Annotated in this window: 14 protein-coding genes; 9 read left to right on the top strand and 5 right to left on the bottom strand. The window is 61.2% G+C overall.

Annotation, left to right across the window (positions count from 1 at the left end; genetic code table 11):
• Nucleotides 1-99 precede the first annotated feature (99 nt).
• From cydX to BM364_RS11485, 3 genes are read right to left on the bottom strand one after another with little or no spacing between them, the layout of a single operon-like run.
• Nucleotides 100-231 (bottom strand): cytochrome bd-I oxidase subunit CydX, encoded by a 132-nt coding sequence (cydX, locus tag BM364_RS11475; RefSeq protein ID WP_092424694.1) that lies wholly within the window; start codon nt 229-231, stop codon nt 100-102.
• Between the two features lie 8 nt (nt 232-239).
• On the bottom strand, nt 240-1,385 hold the full coding sequence (gene cydB / locus BM364_RS11480; protein ID WP_092424696.1) for a cytochrome d ubiquinol oxidase subunit II: 1,146 nt from the start codon (nt 1,383-1,385) through the stop codon (nt 240-242).
• Nucleotides 1,382-2,977, bottom strand: a complete 1,596-nt coding sequence (locus BM364_RS11485; protein ID WP_210186437.1) for a cytochrome ubiquinol oxidase subunit I — start codon at nt 2,975-2,977, stop codon at nt 1,382-1,384. Before BM364_RS11485 ends, cydB begins: the two co-directional genes overlap by 4 nt.
• Nucleotides 2,978-3,164: 187 nt before the next feature.
• Here BM364_RS11485 and cydD point away from each other — a divergent pair, with 187 nt between their 5' ends.
• Together cydD and cydC are read left to right on the top strand one after the other, a co-directional pair.
• Nucleotides 3,165-4,886, top strand: a complete 1,722-nt coding sequence (gene cydD / locus BM364_RS11490) for a thiol reductant ABC exporter subunit CydD (RefSeq protein ID WP_210186428.1) — start codon at nt 3,165-3,167, stop codon at nt 4,884-4,886.
• Nucleotides 4,883-6,535, top strand: a complete 1,653-nt coding sequence (gene cydC / locus BM364_RS11495) for a thiol reductant ABC exporter subunit CydC (RefSeq protein WP_092424700.1) — start codon at nt 4,883-4,885, stop codon at nt 6,533-6,535. The genes cydD and cydC overlap by 4 nt, the downstream gene beginning before the upstream one ends.
• A 68-nt stretch (nt 6,536-6,603) precedes the next feature.
• Here the strand turns inward: cydC and BM364_RS11500 are convergent, their stop codons facing one another.
• Nucleotides 6,604-7,326 carry a Crp/Fnr family transcriptional regulator gene (locus BM364_RS11500; RefSeq protein WP_092424702.1) on the bottom strand — a complete coding sequence of 241 codons (723 nt, stop codon included), beginning with the start codon at nt 7,324-7,326 and terminating at the stop codon, nt 6,604-6,606.
• Between the two features lie 169 nt (nt 7,327-7,495).
• Here BM364_RS11500 and BM364_RS11505 point away from each other — a divergent pair, with 169 nt between their 5' ends.
• The 4 genes from BM364_RS11505 to BM364_RS18505 are packed head-to-tail and all read left to right on the top strand — an operon-like array spanning nt 7,496 to nt 10,584.
• Nucleotides 7,496-9,763: a heavy metal translocating P-type ATPase gene (locus tag BM364_RS11505; RefSeq protein WP_092424704.1), complete on the top strand. Its 2,268-nt coding sequence runs from the start codon at nt 7,496-7,498 to the stop codon at nt 9,761-9,763.
• A complete protein-coding gene (gene cueR / locus BM364_RS11510; RefSeq protein WP_092424706.1) occupies nt 9,760-10,158 on the top strand; it encodes a Cu(I)-responsive transcriptional regulator in 399 nt (132 codons plus the stop codon). The genes BM364_RS11505 and cueR overlap by 4 nt, the downstream gene beginning before the upstream one ends.
• A 1-nt stretch (nt 10,159) precedes the next feature.
• Nucleotides 10,160-10,360 (top strand): heavy-metal-associated domain-containing protein, encoded by a 201-nt coding sequence (locus BM364_RS11515; RefSeq protein ID WP_092424708.1) that lies wholly within the window; start codon nt 10,160-10,162, stop codon nt 10,358-10,360.
• A 56-nt stretch (nt 10,361-10,416) separates the two neighbouring features.
• Nucleotides 10,417-10,584 (top strand): hypothetical protein, encoded by a 168-nt coding sequence (locus BM364_RS18505; RefSeq protein WP_175528578.1) that lies wholly within the window; start codon nt 10,417-10,419, stop codon nt 10,582-10,584.
• A gap of 3 nt (nt 10,585-10,587) precedes the next feature.
• Here BM364_RS18505 and BM364_RS11520 read toward each other — a convergent pair whose 3' ends face one another.
• Nucleotides 10,588-11,604, bottom strand: coding sequence for a LacI family DNA-binding transcriptional regulator (locus BM364_RS11520; protein WP_092424710.1), 1,017 nt, complete (start codon nt 11,602-11,604; stop codon nt 10,588-10,590).
• Between the two features lie 207 nt (nt 11,605-11,811).
• Between BM364_RS11520 and BM364_RS11525 the strand changes: the two genes are divergently transcribed.
• The 3 genes from BM364_RS11525 (at nt 11,812) to BM364_RS11535 (ending at nt 15,369) form a co-directional block, all read left to right on the top strand.
• A complete protein-coding gene (locus BM364_RS11525; RefSeq protein WP_092425325.1) occupies nt 11,812-13,353 on the top strand; it encodes a sugar ABC transporter ATP-binding protein in 1,542 nt (513 codons plus the stop codon).
• Complete coding sequence (locus BM364_RS11530) at nt 13,334-14,338, top strand: ABC transporter permease (RefSeq protein ID WP_092424712.1); 1,005 nt, start codon at nt 13,334-13,336, stop codon at nt 14,336-14,338. The genes BM364_RS11525 and BM364_RS11530 overlap by 20 nt, the downstream gene beginning before the upstream one ends.
• Before the next feature lie 62 nt (nt 14,339-14,400).
• Nucleotides 14,401-15,369, top strand: a complete 969-nt coding sequence (locus BM364_RS11535) for a substrate-binding domain-containing protein (RefSeq protein WP_425284891.1) — start codon at nt 14,401-14,403, stop codon at nt 15,367-15,369.
• The last annotated feature ends 67 nt before the right edge of the window (nt 15,370-15,436 follow it).

A 15,436-nucleotide genomic window follows, 5' to 3' on the forward strand; every position in this document is an offset into this window, starting at 1 on the left:
AGCGCCACAGGGTAAGTCTCTGCCAACACATCGAAAACCGGGATCCACATGCGCAGATCCCGGCTTGATTGAACCAACCGGCGAAGTTTGAGCCATGCGCTAAAGGACGGTCGGCTCCCGCCCTGCTTCCCGCGCAATGCGCCTGTCTTCGCGCATTTCAAACCACATCGCGTTGAGAATGCCGAAAGTACAGGCAAGGCCGAGGCCAAGGATCCAGGCGAAGTACCACATGATGCACCTCAGTATGCGTTGGGGTTTTTGGTGATGCTCTGGGGCGAAACCGTGCCGCGCATGACGCGGAAGACCCAGGCCGTGTAAGCGAGAATAAGAGGCAGGAAGATCACCGTCGCCACTAGCATGATGAATAAGGTCATCTGGCTCGATGACGAGTCCCACAGCGTCAATCCCGCCTGCGGCACAGTCGAAGAGGGCAGGAGAAACGGGTAGAGCGAAAGGCCAGCCGAGCCAATGATGCCCGTTATGCCGATGCTTGTCGCCAAGAGGGCCGGCACCCTCCAGCGCGTCCAGAAACTGAGCACGGCAAGCGCCATGCCGCCAAAACCAAGCGCCGGGGCCGTCAACATCCAGGGATAGGTGGTATAATTGCTTAACCACCCACCGCGCACGAGATCGACCGTCTTGGCGAGCGGATTGATCGGGGCATTGGGGGCGGTGACGCTGCTGATCACGTGACCATCAAGAAAGCCCACCCAGATCCCACCGATCGCAAACAGCGCGATGGTGGCAAGGCCTGTTCCCATGCCGATGCGCCGGGCCCGCTCTGCCAGCACTCCTTCTGTACGTCCCGCGATCACCGCTGCCCCTTGTGTGGCGATCATGGCGAGGCTCACGAGCCCGCACAGCAGAGCAAAGGGCATGAGCAGCTGAAAGAAATTGCCGGTATAGAATGCCCGCATGGACCCATCGAGGTGGAAGGGCGCACCCAGCAGCACATTGCCAACCGCCACCCCGAAGATGAGGGCTGGCACGGCGCCCCCGACGAACAGTGCCCAGTCCCAAGCATCGCGCCAGCGCTTGTCCGTGATTTTGCCGCGGAACTTGAACCCCACCGGCCGGAGGATCAGGGCGAGGAGGATCACGATCATGGCAAGATAAAAGCCGGAAAAGCTTACCGCATAAAGCGGCGGGAAGGCTGCAAAGATCGCCCCGCCACCAAGCACGAGCCAGACCTGATTGCCTTCCCATGTGGGGCCGACAACGTTGAGCAGCACGCGCCGCTCGTCGTCGGTGCGGGCGGCAAAGGGCAGCAGGGCCCCTACCCCCATATCCCGGCCGCCCATGATGGCGAACCCGATCAGCAATATGCCCAGCAGCAGCCACCAGATGAGCCGCAACGCTTCATAGTCGAGTGGAATGGTGCTCATGCGCCGAGCTCCTTAGTCATGGGAGTAACGGGCAGGGCGGCGACGACAAAGTCGTCCTCATCCTGCGGTTCGTGGAAGACGTGGTCCTTCGGGCCTGCTTTGACGATGCGCACCATGAGCCAGATCATGATCACGAAAAGCACCGTATAAAGGAGGGTGAAGAAGGTCAGCGAAATGACTAGGTCCCAGAAGTTGAGGCCCGAGGCCGCGTAGAAGGTGGGAAGAACGCCTTCCACCACCCAGGGCTGCCGGCCGAATTCGGCAATGAACCAGCCTGCCTCGATGGCAATCCAAGGGGTGGGCAGCAGGAAGAAGCTAAGCCACAGCAAGTTCTTGTTGGTCTCGAGTTTGCCGGTCGAGGCTTTCCAGAACCAGAAGGCGAAGAAGGCGATAAAGAAAAAGCCCAGACCCATCATGATCCGGAAGGTCCAAAAGAGCGGCCAGACGTCGGGGACCGTGTCTTCTGCCGCCATAGCAATTTCCGTATCGGTAGCGTTGCCGACATCCTCGCGATATCTCTTGAGCAACAGACCGTAGCCTAGATCCGCCCAGTGTTGGTCGAAGGTGGCGCGGGCAGACTGATCGGCTGCATCGGCGCGAATGGCTTGAAGCGCCTCATAGGCGATCATGCCCGAGCGAATGCGCTCTTCGGCCCGATCGACAAGCGGGTGAATGCCTTCGAGTTCCTCCTCGAGTGAGCGTGTCGTGATCAGCCCGCCAAGCCATGGCAACTGGATCTGCCAGATGGGTTCGCCGTCGCTGCCCGGAAAAGCCAGCACGGTCCATGGTGCGGGCGCGGGTTCGGTGTGAAAGCTCGCTTCGATCGCCGCGATCTTCATCTTCTGATGTTCGGTTGCGACATAACCGCTCTCATCGCCCAGCACCACGACCGAAAGGGATGCCGCAAGGCCAAAGCTGGCCGCAACGACCATCGAACGTTTGGCGATTTCGACATGCTTGCCGCGCGCCAGGTAAAAAGCTGAAATGGCGAAGATAAATACTGCGCCGCACACATAACCCGCGCTGACGGTGTGCACGAACTTGGCCTGCGCAACCGAATTGAACAGCACGGCGACAAAGTCGGTGACCTCCATGCGCATGGTGTCGGGGTTGAACTTGGAGCCGACCGGGTTCTGCATCCAGCCATTGGCGATCAGGATCCAGAGCGCGGACAGGTTCGTGCCGAGCGCCACAAGCCAGGTGACGACGAGGTGTCCTACCTTGCTCAGCCGGTCCCAGCCGAAAAAGAACAGGCCGATGAACGAAGCTTCGAGGAAGAAGGCCATCAATCCTTCGATGGCGAGCGGGGCGCCAAAGACGTCGCCGACATAGTGGCTATAATAGCTCCAGTTCATGCCAAACTGGAATTCCATGACGATGCCTGTTGCCACCCCCATGGCGAAATTGACACCAAACAGGGTGCCCCAGAAGAGCGTCGCCTTGCGCCAGATTTCCCGGCCGGTCATCACATAGACGCTTTCCATGATGGCCATCAGGAAACTGAGGCCAAGCGTCAGCGGAACGAATATGAAGTGATACATCGCGGTGGCGGCAAATTGCCACCGCGAGAGTTCTACGACCGTCATGTCGATCATGGCCGGCTTTGCCTCTCTGGTGCTGCGGATGGCCGAGAGTAGCCATCACCCGGCATTCCAATGCCCGCAGAAAAGCATTGCGGCATTGACATGGATCAAGGATGCCGCCGCTGCCTCGATTTAGGCTGCAGATGAAGGCGCAACATGCTGTCCGCCTTGGCAAGCATTGACCAAGAAGACCAACGTGACACCCCAAGACAAAGCTGCCGGCAAGGCTCTCGCACGATTGCAGCGTGATGGCGGCCGGGCCATCTGGTTCGCCATTGCCCTTCCCCTGCTCTCGGGAGGATTGCTCGTTTGGCAGGCATCGACGCTCGCTCATATCATTGGCCAAGCCATAGAGGGCGGCGAAACTCTTCCCCTGCTGCTTCCCGCTTTGGGGCTGGTGCTGGCGCTGCTCACCGTACGCTCGGGGCTTTCGGCTCTGGGGGACTGGTTTGGAACTCTCGCGGCCGAAACGATCAAACGCAATCTGCGCGAGGCGCTGTTCTCGACGCTGCTCGCCCGTTCGCCACGCGATCAGAACCTGCCGCCCTCGGGCGCTGCCGTGACCGCAATCGTAGACCAAGTGGAGGCACTTGATGGGTACTTCGCCAGATACTTGCCGGCATCGGCTCAGGCCGCATTGCTGCCGCTCGTATTCGGCGCCATCATCTTGCCGCTCGATTGGGTGGCCGGCCTGCTGTTTCTCTTCAGCGCGCCACTGATTCCCGCTTTCATGGCGCTGGTGGGCTGGGGCGCTCAGGCAGCGACCGACCGGCAGGCACAGGCTCTCACGCGCCTCACGGGACGTTTTGCGGATCGGCTGCGGGGTCTTCTCACGCTCAAGCTCTTCGGCCGTGAAGCTGCCGAGATAGAGGGCATCGTTTCGGCAAGCGAAGCGCTACGCCGCAGAACGCTCAGCGTTCTTGCAATTGCGTTCCTGTCTTCGGCAGTCCTCGAATTTTTTGCAGCCCTTGGCGTTGCCGGTGTCGCACTTTATCTCGGGCTCACCTTCATAGACTATCTGCACCTGCGCACCTCGCCGCTGACGCTGGAGCTGGCGCTGTTTCTTCTTTTGATGGCGCCGGAGGTCTACAATCCGTTGCGCCTCCTCGCCGCTCATTACCATGATCGCGCGAGCGCCAGAGCCGCCATCGCCGAGATCGAGCGCCAACTTGGAGAGCTGCCCCATGCAGCCACCCCGCTCGCTGATGTCGTGCCGCGCGGCGGCCGCGCCCTTGGCCTTGCACTTTGCGATGTGACACTGCGCACGCCGGATGGTCAGCGCCTCGTGCTCGATCGAATTTGTTGCCATGTCGCGCCCGGGCAACATGCCGCGCTCCTGGGCCCGAGCGGCCAGGGCAAGTCGACCCTTCTCGAGGCGATAGCTGGTTTGCGCTCGAGCGCCGGCGAGATCTGTCTCGATGGCGTCGGCATCAAGGCCTGGAGCGAACAGGACCTGCGCGCGCGCACATTCCTGATGACCCAAAAGCCGAAGCTCCTTCATGCCAGCATCGCCGAGAACATCGCGCTTGCCCGCCCGGGCGCGAGCCGGCGAGAGATCGAAACGGCAGCCGAACGGGCCGGCGTAGCCCGGTTTGCCGCAGCCCTGCCGGCCGGACTCGATACCCCTATCGGGGAGGACGGGATCGGTCTTTCTGGCGGGCAGGCTCAGCGTGTTGCTCTGGGGCGCCTTTTTCTGCGCGATGCTGGTCTTATTCTCCTTGATGAACCGACCGCCCATCTCGATGCCGAACTCGAGGCCGAACTGATCGGCTCGATCCTCGACTATGCGCGCGGGCGCACGCTCATCATCGCCACTCACTCGCTTGTCGTTGCCCGCCGCCTCGACAAGGCTTGGCGCATCGCCGGCCAAAGTCTTCACCCGCTCGCCCTTCCCCAGGCACGAAAGGGTGTCGCATGAGTGTCTTCGCTATGCTCTTTCCCCTGTTTCGCCGGCGCTTTGGCGCGCTGGCGCTGACCCTCTTGCTGTCAGCCATCGCCCTTGCCGCCGGTACCGCCCTTCTCGGCACATCGGGCTGGTTCATCACCGCGACGGCCCTGACCACACTGGGCCTCGGGTTCAATCTCTTTGTGCCCTCGGCCCTCGTGCGCGCCTTCTCCTTTATCCGCATTCTAGCCCGTTATGGCGAGCGGTTCGTGGGCCACAATGCGACCTTGCGACTGCTTTCGGATCTGCGGGGTTGGCTTTTCGCGGCCTTGTTCCCGCGCTTGCCGCTGAGCGATCGCTCCATTCGCCACGGCGATCTCGTCAGCCGGCTTACGGCCGATGTGGATGCGCTCGATGTCGCTTTCCTCGTTGCCATAGGCCCAATGCTCGGCGCCGTCATTATCGGTACCGGAATGACCGCTGTGCTTGCCTGGTTTCTTCCCGAGGCCGCGATCATCTACGCACTGGCTCTCGGCTGCGCAATTCTCCTCGTTCCCGCCGCACTCATCGTCGTGTCGCGACGCTTTGGACGGGCTGCCATCAGCGCCGCGGCAGACACCCGTGTCGCCATCTATGACGCCATAGGCGGCCACGCTGACCTGACCCTGCTCGGCATTTTGGGCACCACGCATCGGCGTTTTGCGGGCGGGGCACAAAATCTTCTCGATAGGCGTCTGACCTTGGCCGCGTTGACCACTGCTGCTACCGCCGCTGTTCAAATTCTCGCCGCTATCGCACTCACCGGCACGCTTTGGCAGGGCCTCGTCGCCTACACTGACGGAACGATCGATGCCGCCGTTTTGGTGGGGCTTGTTCTTGCCGTGATAGGGAGTTTTGAAGCCACCACCGTCATCGTGCGTAGCGTAAGCAAGGCGGCGGCGGCGCTCGCCGCGGCAGAGCGCCTGACGAACCTTGCCAATCTTCCGGCTGCAATCGTCGAACCGCGGCAGCCAATCAGCTTCCCGCTCGATCAGCCGATCGCCTTCTCGGATGTCCACTTTTCCTACAAGGGGGGCGCACCAGTACTCCGCGGCGTTTCACTGACGATCCGGCCCGGAGAGCGCATTGCCATCACCGGACCCAGTGGAGGGGGCAAATCGACGCTGCTGCGTCTGCTTCTGCGCCTCAATGAAGCGCAAAGCGGCACGCTTCGGCTGGGCAAGGTGCCGCTCGAACGGATCGCCAGTGCGGACCTGCATGCCCATGTTGCGCTGCTCAGTCAGGACAGCCCCGTCTTTATCGACACGGTCCGCAACAATCTGCGTATCGCCCAGCCTCTGGCGGATGATGCCGCGCTCTGGGCCGCGCTTGAAGCTGCTCGTCTCGACACGTTTGTCGCTAGCCTACCAGAGGGATTGGATACGCTGATTGGCGAGGCGGGCCGCACATTGTCTGCCGGGCAGATGCGCCGCCTCAGTCTTGCTCGCACCCTGTTGTCGAATGCCCCGGTGATCCTTCTCGACGAGCCCACGAACGCGCTTGACCGTGCCAACGAGCTTGGCTTTTTCGAGACGCTTGCCGCCGCCACGGCAGGTCGCACGCTCATCATGGTCACCCATGCCGACATTCCGGAGGGGACAGTCGATCGTGTGATGGAAATGCGAGATGGCCGGCTGGTATAGCAGCAACACCTCCTAGGGGAGAGCGTACGCCAAAATCGCTGTGCTGATTAGTGAGCGGCCTTCTACCGTTACCCGCACCGCAGCCGCAATTGGGCCAGGTCCCGCACCGTGACATGCCGATAATTGGCAATTTCGATCACCTTGTCGGCCTTGAGCTTGCTGATCTGCCGGCTCACAGTTTCGATCGTAAGGCCCAGGAAATCGGCGATATCGGCCCGGCTCAGCGGCAGATCGAACGTCGTTATCGCCTCATCCTCGCTGGGGTCGATATGCGTGGCGATGAGATAAAGAAAGCTCGCCACCTTTTCGCCGGCTGTCTTGCGGCCAAGGGTCACCATCCAGTCACGTGCCTCGTCCAACTCGCGAAGGGCCTGCATCATCACCCGGTGCTCCAGCGCGCCGCTATCACGCATCATGGCTTCGAGCGCTGGCTTGGGAATCATGCACAGATCGACATCGGAAGCCGTCTCCACGCTGACGCGGCTTTCCTGCGCGAAAGGCCGGCCGAGCAGATCCGGCGCAAATTGCAGCCCCACCACCTGCTGGCGTCCATCTTCGAGCACCTTGGTCAGCTTAACCACCCCGCGCAAGACGTTGGCATAGCCCGTGATCGGCATGGCATCGCCTAGCAGCTCCTCGCCTTCGCTCCGATGCACCCGCCGGGACTGTTTGGACAAGGTCACCAGCTGCTCGGCCGAGAGAGCACCACAAATGCCTTGATGCCGCGCCTCGCAGCTCTGGCACAAAACAGGCACTTCCGAATTGTGAATGTCCTTGCGAACCGTTTGCATGGATCGAGCTCCCGACTGTCCTGGAAATAAGCTCACGCCGTCCAAGTTATAAGCCGAAGTTTTGTCGCTGTGCCAACGGGTCGCATGGGCGCATAGCAACACGCACAACAGACAGCTCTTGACCTTCCCACCATGGGAAGGATTACTTATCTAAGGACGGAGCATCGCCATGAACACCAACGTCCACCCTCACTCCCCTGCCACGCCCCTGGTACTCGACATCGAAGGCATGAGCTGCGCCTCCTGCGTGTCGCGCGTCGAAAAGGCCCTTCTCAGGGTTCCCGGCGTCGAAACCGCCTCGGTGAACCTTGCGACCGAACGTGCCACCGTCTCGGGTGGTGAGACTGAAGCTCTGCTCCAGGCTATCGAGAAGGTGGGATATAGGGGCACCCTGCGTCAGCCCGACCATGACGGGTACGGCGGAGCCCACCATCATCACCACGACCAAGACGCGGCCATTCTCAGGCGCGACGTCATCATGGCCGCTATCCCAACTGCGCCGCTCTTTGCCCTTGAGATGCTCGGGCACCTCCATATGCCTTTCCACATGTGGTTGATGTCCGTTGCCTCAATGGAAGCGCTCTACTTCGCTTACTTTATCCTAGCGAGCTTCGTTCTTTTCGTGCCCGGCCTACGTTTCTTCAGGCATGGCATTCCGGCCCTTCTTCGTGGCGCGCCCGAGATGAACTCGCTCGTTGCTCTTGGTGCGGGCGCCGCCTGGCTCTTTTCCAGTGTCGTTACCTTCGCGCCCCAGCTTGTGCCGGCCGAAACGCGCTATGTCTATTTCGAAGCCGCCGCTGTCATCGTCACCCTGATCCTCGTTGGCCGCTGGCTCGAGGCGATTGCCAAGGGTCGCACCGGCGAAGCCATTCAGCGCCTCGTGCAGGAACAGGCCAAGACCGCCCGCGTCGAACGCGATGGGCACGTCACAGAATTACCCATCGAAGCGGTTCGCGTCGGTGATGTCCTCGTCGTGCGTCCGGGCGAAAAGATCGCCGTCGATGGTGAGGTTCTGGACGGCACGAGCCATGTCAACGAGGCCATGATCTCGGGCGAGCCGCTTCCGGTGTCAAAATCTGCAGGAGACACGGTGATCGGCGGCACGCTCAATACTTTGGGCAGCTTCCGTTTTCGCGCCACCAAGGTCGGCGGTGACACTTTGCTGGCCCAGATCATCCGCATGGTCGAGGAAGCGCAGGGTGGCAAGCTGCCGATTCAGCAGACCGTCGACAAGATTACCGCCTGGTTTGTGCCTGCAGTCATGGCGCTCGCCGCCCTGACCTTTGCGGTCTGGTTCGTCTGGGGTCCTGATCCCGCCCTGTCCTTTGGCTTCGTCAATGCCGTTGCTGTGCTGATCATAGCATGCCCCTGTGCCATGGGCCTTGCGACCCCAACCTCGATCATGGTTGGCAGTGGCCGCGCAGCCGAACTCGGCGTGCTCTTCCGCCAGAGTGAAGCGCTGCAGCGCTTGCGTGATGCCGATGTCGTCGCCTTCGACAAGACCGGCACCCTCACTGAAGGAAAGCCCGCCCTCACGGACCTCATCCTCGACGATGATTTCAGTCATGACGAGGTGCTTGCGCTTGTCGCTGCCGCCGAGAGCCGTTCGGAACACCCGATTGCTCTTGCCATACTTGCTGCGGCCGAAAAAGCTGGTCTGACGCTGCCGGCTGTCGACCATTTCGTTTCCGATCCCGGACATGGCGTCACCGCCACCATTGGTGAACGCCGGGTGCAAGTGGGCTCGGCCCGCATGATGAGGGACTTTGACCTCTCCGACTTCGCACCAACACTTGAGCAACTGGCCGACCAGGGCAAGACGCCCGTCATCGCGGCTGTCGATAGCAAGATCGCCGCCGCCCTTGTCGTAGCCGACGTGGTCAAACCGACGAGCAAGGCCGTCATCGCGCGGCTCCACGCCATGGGGGTCAGGACAGCCATGATCTCGGGCGACAACAAGCGCACCGCTGCTGCCATCGCAGCCCAGCTGGGCATCGATGAAGTGCACGCTGAAGTGCTCCCGGCCGATAAGGTTTCCGCAATCAAGGCTCTGCGCCAGAGGAACCGCGTCGTTGCCTATGTCGGGGATGGCATCAACGACGCCCCTGCCCTTGCGGAGGCTGATATCGGCATTGCCGTCGGCACCGGCACGGATGCAGCCATCGAAAGCGCCGATGTGGTTCTGCTTGGAGGCGATCTCAAGGGCGTGCTCGATGCACTCACGATCAGCCGCGCCACCATGCGCAATATCTGGCAAAACTTGTTTTGGGCTTTTGGCTACAATGTGGTGCTGATCCCGGTTGCTGCCGGCATCCTTTATCCTGCTTTCGCGATCCTGCTTTCTCCCATGCTCGGCGCCGGCGCCATGGCACTGTCCTCTGTGTTCGTGGTGGGCAACGCGCAGCGCCTGCGCACAGTCAAGGGAGAACGAACATGAATATCGGCCAGGCTTCCGACGCTTCGGGCGTATCGGCCAAGATGATCCGGTATTACGAGGAAATCGGCCTCGTCCGCCCGCCCTTGCGCACCGAAAGCAATTATCGCGTCTATGGCAGCGATGAGGTGCATGTTCTGAGGTTCATCCGGCGCGCACGCACTTTTGGCTTTTCCATCGATGAAACGCGTGCCCTTCTAGCTCTCTGGCAGGACAAGAGCCGCGCCAGCGCCGAGGTGCGCGACATCGCCTCAGACCATATTGCCACACTCGAAACCAAGATCGCCGAGCTTCAATCCATGGTCGGCACCCTCAGGCATCTGGTCCATCGCTGCCATGGCGACAACCGCCCCGATTGCCCCATTCTCGATGATCTCGCAGGCCCAAAAGGACACTGACATGACCGATAAGACCGTTCTCACCGTAAGCGACATGACATGCAACCATTGTGTCGGCACCGTGCGAAAGGCGCTGGGAGACGCTTTATCCGGCGCCGAAATCAGCGTCGATCTGCCGACCCATCGTGTTGCTTTCACCGGTGACCGGACCAGGGGCGAAGAGGCGATCAGAGAGGCCGGTTACACGCCGGAACAGGCTTGATCCGCTCAAGGCAACCGAGACGCCGTCTTGTCGTTGTCAGCTAAAGGAGAAACGACATGCCAACCACTGTCTGGCTCTTGCTGTTGACCGTCGGCGTTATCGCACTCGGCCTCGCCATGGCCTGGGGGATGAACCGGAACCGGCAAAGGACGCCGCTTGAGCGGCAGGTGACCGAGGCCGCTACCCGTCAGGAATATCGCGCCGAGGACAAGGACGCGTCCTGATTGCTAGCGCACGCGCGCCACGGAATTGCGGACGATGAGCTCGGCGCGAAACAACACCTTCTGCTGGCTTGGCGCCTCTCCCGAGAGGAGTCCCAACAACATCTCCATCGCCGCCTCGCCGATCTTGTGGCGAGGCTGCTTCATGGTTGTAAGCGACGGCGACACGAAGCTGGCAAAGGAAATGTCGTCGAACCCCATGATCGAAAACTGTCGCGGCAGATCGTAGTGCCGGGCGCTCAACGCGATGATCACCCCGAGCGCTGTTGCGTCGTTGACGCATAAGAAGGCAGTAGGCAGTGCGTCGCGAACAAACATCAGCTCTGCGGCCGCCCGCCCGCTTTCCGTAGTTCCCTCCCCATCGATCACCAGCCGCGCATCGAGATCGATGCCGGCACCAGCAAGTGCCCGGCGATAGCCTTCCTCGCGCAGGCGGTTGACCTCGCGACCGGGCGCGCGCCCCAGAAAGGCGATACGCCTGTGCCCCTGCGAGATCAGGTGTTCGGTTGCAACACGTGCACCTTCGAGATTGTCGACACCCACATAGGGCACGCTGGCATCCGGCACGGGTTCGTTGACCGCCACCATGGGCGGCAAGCGGGTTTCTCCATCCTGGCGGAAACCGAACGGCAGGTGACCGGTAAAAAGGATCAGCCCATCGGCCTGGTTGGAACTGATGAACCGCAGATAATCGGCCTCGCGGCTGGCATCGTTCTGCGTATTGCCGATCAAAACGCCATAGCCGCGCTTGCTCGCTTCGGTTTCGAGTCCCACGAGAATGTTGGAAAAGTTTGGGTCACCTACATCGGGTGCTAGAATCAGGATCATATTGGAGCGGCGCATGCGCAACGAGCGCGCCATGGCATTGGTGGTGTAGCCGGTGCGCGCGATGGCATCCGTCACCTTCCTGCGCGTCGCATCGGCCACCTTGGTGGGCTCGTTTATGGCCCGGCTGACCGTGGCGATGGAGACACCGGCCAAGGCGGCAACGTCCTCTATCGTAGCCAGTTTCTGCTGCTGCAATCGGCGCTCCGCCCCTCGCGCCTTGCCGACGAACGGGGCGCGCTTATGCCTTTAGCAGATGCCGTGGCTTGCGCCACAGCTTCCTCCACGGCTTATACAGTTTTGCCGCACTGTAAACCTTTACACGATTGATGAAAACCTTTACATCAATGATCAGGCACGAAGCTGGCACCAAGCCCGCCGGGCTCTTAAGGGGGAGGGATGCGCATGTCCGATGGGACAAGTGCGCCAATGCAGCCGGTTCTCGCGGCGCATCGCATTTCGAAATCGTTTGGCGAGATCCCGGTGCTGTTCAGCATCGATTTCGACATCAGGCCGGGTGAGGTTCACGCCATTATCGGCGAGAACGGCGCTGGCAAATCCACGCTCATCAAAATCCTTTCGGGCATAGAACAGCCCACCTCCGGCACCATCACCTATGATGGGCAAACCATTGTTTTGCCTGCTGATGGCAAGGCTGAAGCAATGGGCATCGTCCTGATCCACCAGGAGCTCAACCTGGCCGAGCACCTGACCGTCGCCGATTCCATCTTCCTTGGCCGCGAGCTCAAGCGCGGCCCATTTCTCGATACGTCAGAAATGCGCCGCCGGGCCTCGGCCGTCATGGAAACGCTGCACGTCCGGGTCGATCCCAATGCGCGTATCTCGAGCCTCTCGGTTGCCGACAAGCAGATGGTCGAGATCGCAAAGGCCATTAGCCGCGACGCGCGCGTTCTGATCATGGACGAGCCCACAGCCGTGCTTTCGGTGGGGGAAACTCAAACGCTGTTCGAGCAGATCCGGCGCCTGACCGCGCGTGGCGTTGCCGTTGTCTTCATCTCGCACAAGCTCGACGAGATCATGGAACTGGCCGACCGGGTTACTGTGCTGCGCGATGGGCAATTGATCGCAACTGTCGGCACCCAATCTCTGACGCCTGATTCCATTGCCCAGATGATGGTCGGGCGCGAGTTGTCCAATCTCTATCCGCCCAAGCACGAGCCTGATGTCGATGCCCCGGTCGTGCTCAGCGTCAACAAGCTTGATGCGCCCACCGTCCGCAACATCTCATTCGATCTGCGACGCGGGGAAATTCTGGGGTTTGCCGGACTGATCGGTTCGGGCCGCACCGCCGTCGCCGAAGCCATCGTGGGGCTCGCGCCAAGATCCGCCGGAGAGATCCGCCTCAACGGCAAGGTGGTCGAGTTCACCCGCGTCGCCCAGTCCGTCGAGGCGGGCCTTGCCTATATGACCAAGGATCGCAAGGGCAAAGGGCTCCTGCTCAATATGGGGCTGCGTCCGAATCTGACCCTTTTGACGCTCGACAAGCACTTGCGGGCTGGCTTCCTCGATCCTGCAAGCGAAGAGCGGGCGCTCGAACGCGCCACCCGCCGTTTCGACATCCGCGCCCGCGATCCCTCCGTAGCAGTCGGTCGCCTTTCGGGAGGCAACCAGCAAAAGCTGATGCTGGGCAAGACCATGGAAAGCGAGCCGGACATCATCATCATGGATGAGCCGACCCGCGGCATCGATGTCGGCACCAAGCAGCAGATCTATCACATCATCGCTGCGCTGGCGGCCGAGGGAAAATCGGTGATCGTCATTTCCTCCGAACTCCAGGAGGTGATCGGTCTCAGCCACCGCGTCGTGGTGATGCGCAATGGACAGATCGCCGGCGTCCTCGAAGGCGCCGAGATCACCGAAGAAGAAATCATGCGGTACGCCGCGGGCATCAAGCAGAGTGGACACGATGAGCGTATCAGCGCCTGACATTGCGCCAAAGACCAAACCGGGCCTGAAGCTGGACCTCAAGACCGTAGGCCCGCTCGTGGCGCTCGCCCTGCTGGTCCTCCTCGGCATTTCGCTCAACGAGAATTTCCTCAGCTACAACAACCTGACCAATGTGCTGGCGCGGTCGAGTTTTATCGGGATCATCGCTATCGGTGCGACATTCGTGATCACCGCCGGCGGGCTCGATCTTTCCGTCGGCTCGATGGCCGCGGTCATTGCTGGCGTCATGATCATGGTCATGAACTGGTTGATCCCCACTTTCGGTGTCAGCTGGAGCGTGGTTCTAGCCGGCATGGCGGCAGGCATTCTGCTGGGAGGGGTCGCTGGTGTCGGCAATGGATTGATGATCACGCGCGGCCGCATCGAGGCCTTTATCGTCACGCTCGGCACCATGGGAATTTTCCGCTCGCTCGTAACCTTTCTTGCCAATGGCGGCACGCTGAGCCTCAATTTCCAGGTCGCTGACGTTTATCGCCCCGTCTACTACGATGGTCTGTTGGGCATCCCCTACCCCATCCTCGTCTTCGCCCTCGTGGCCATCGGCGGGGAACTGATCATGCGCCGCACCGCCTTCGGGCGCCATTGCGCCGCCATCGGCTCCAACGAACAGGTCGCGCGCTACTCCTCTATCAATGTCGATAATGTCCGGCTGATCACCTACATTCTCCAGGGTGTGCTCGTCGCCGTCGCCGTGCTCCTTTACGTGCCGCGCCTGGGTTCGGCATCAAGCACCACGGGTGTTCTCTGGGAACTCGAAGCCATTGCAGCCGTGATCATCGGTGGCACGACCCTCAAGGGCGGCTATGGCCGGGTTTGGGGTACCGTCGTGGGGGTGATCATCCTCGGGTTGATCGGCAATATCCTCAACCTGCAAAGCTTTATCAGCCCCTATCTCAATGGAGCGTTCCAGGGCGTCATCATCATTCTAGCCGTGCTGCTGCAGCGTCCACGCCGCGCCAGCTAGGATCCCGGCACGGCCTGCGGGGCGTGCGCGAACAACAGCTTTAACTCGCCCACATTGGGCAAATTGGGAGGACTACAATGAAACTGGCAAAAACCCTCTTGGCATCGGTGGTGATCGCCGGCGGCATGGGCGGCGTTGCGCTCGCCCAGGACGATACCGTAACCATCGGCGTGTCGGTTCCTGCCGCGACCCACGGCTGGACTGGTGGCGTCAACTACTTCGCCCAGCAGGCTATCGACCGCCTGAGCGAGACCTACCCGAATGTTGAATTCGTGTTCGCCTCCTCGCCGGACTCGCCCAAGCAGATCGCCGATATCGAGGACATGGTCTCCACCCGTGGGATCGACGCCCTCGTCATCCTGCCCGGTGATCCCGATGCCATGACTTCGGCCATCAAGCAGGTCAAGGATGCCGGCAAGTTCGTTACCGTGGTCGATCGTCAGCTTTCGATCGAAGGTGTCGAAAACCTCTATGTCGCTGGCGACAATCCCGGCCTTGGCGCTAATGCGGCCGAATATATCAAGCAGGCGCTTCCCGATGGCGGCAATATCGTCATCCTGCGCGGTCTGCCGATCCCCATCGACCAGCAGCGCTTCGATGCGTTCATGGGCAGTGTCGAAGGCTCCAACATTACCGTTCTGGGCGACGAATTCGCCAACTGGAACCGCGATGACGGCTTCCGCGTGATGCAGGACTTCCTCACCCGCTATCCAGAGATCGACGCTGTCTGGACGCAGGATGACGATATCTCGCTGGGCGCTATCGAAGCGATCAGGCAGGCTGGCCGCGAAGACGAGATGTTCGTGGTTGGCGGCGCCGGAATGCAGCAGATCCTTCAGGCCGTTGCAGCAGGCGATGCCCTGACCCCGGTCGACGTCAGCTACAGCCCGGCCATGATCGCGACAGCGATCGAGCTGACCACGTCGCACTTCACAGGCGGCATCCAGGTTGCCGGCCGCTACATCCTCGACTCCACGCTGATCACCCAGGACAATGTCGAGGGCTTCCTGGACGCCGAAAGCCCGTTCTGAGCTCGGGTTGAATTCAATGGAAAGGGGCGCCTCGGCGCCCCTTTTTTGTGCTTTTACGCCAGCGGCA

It is taken from the genome of Devosia crocina (assembly GCF_900116545.1).
GTDB classification, from domain to species: Bacteria; Pseudomonadota; Alphaproteobacteria; order Rhizobiales; family Devosiaceae; genus Devosia; species Devosia crocina.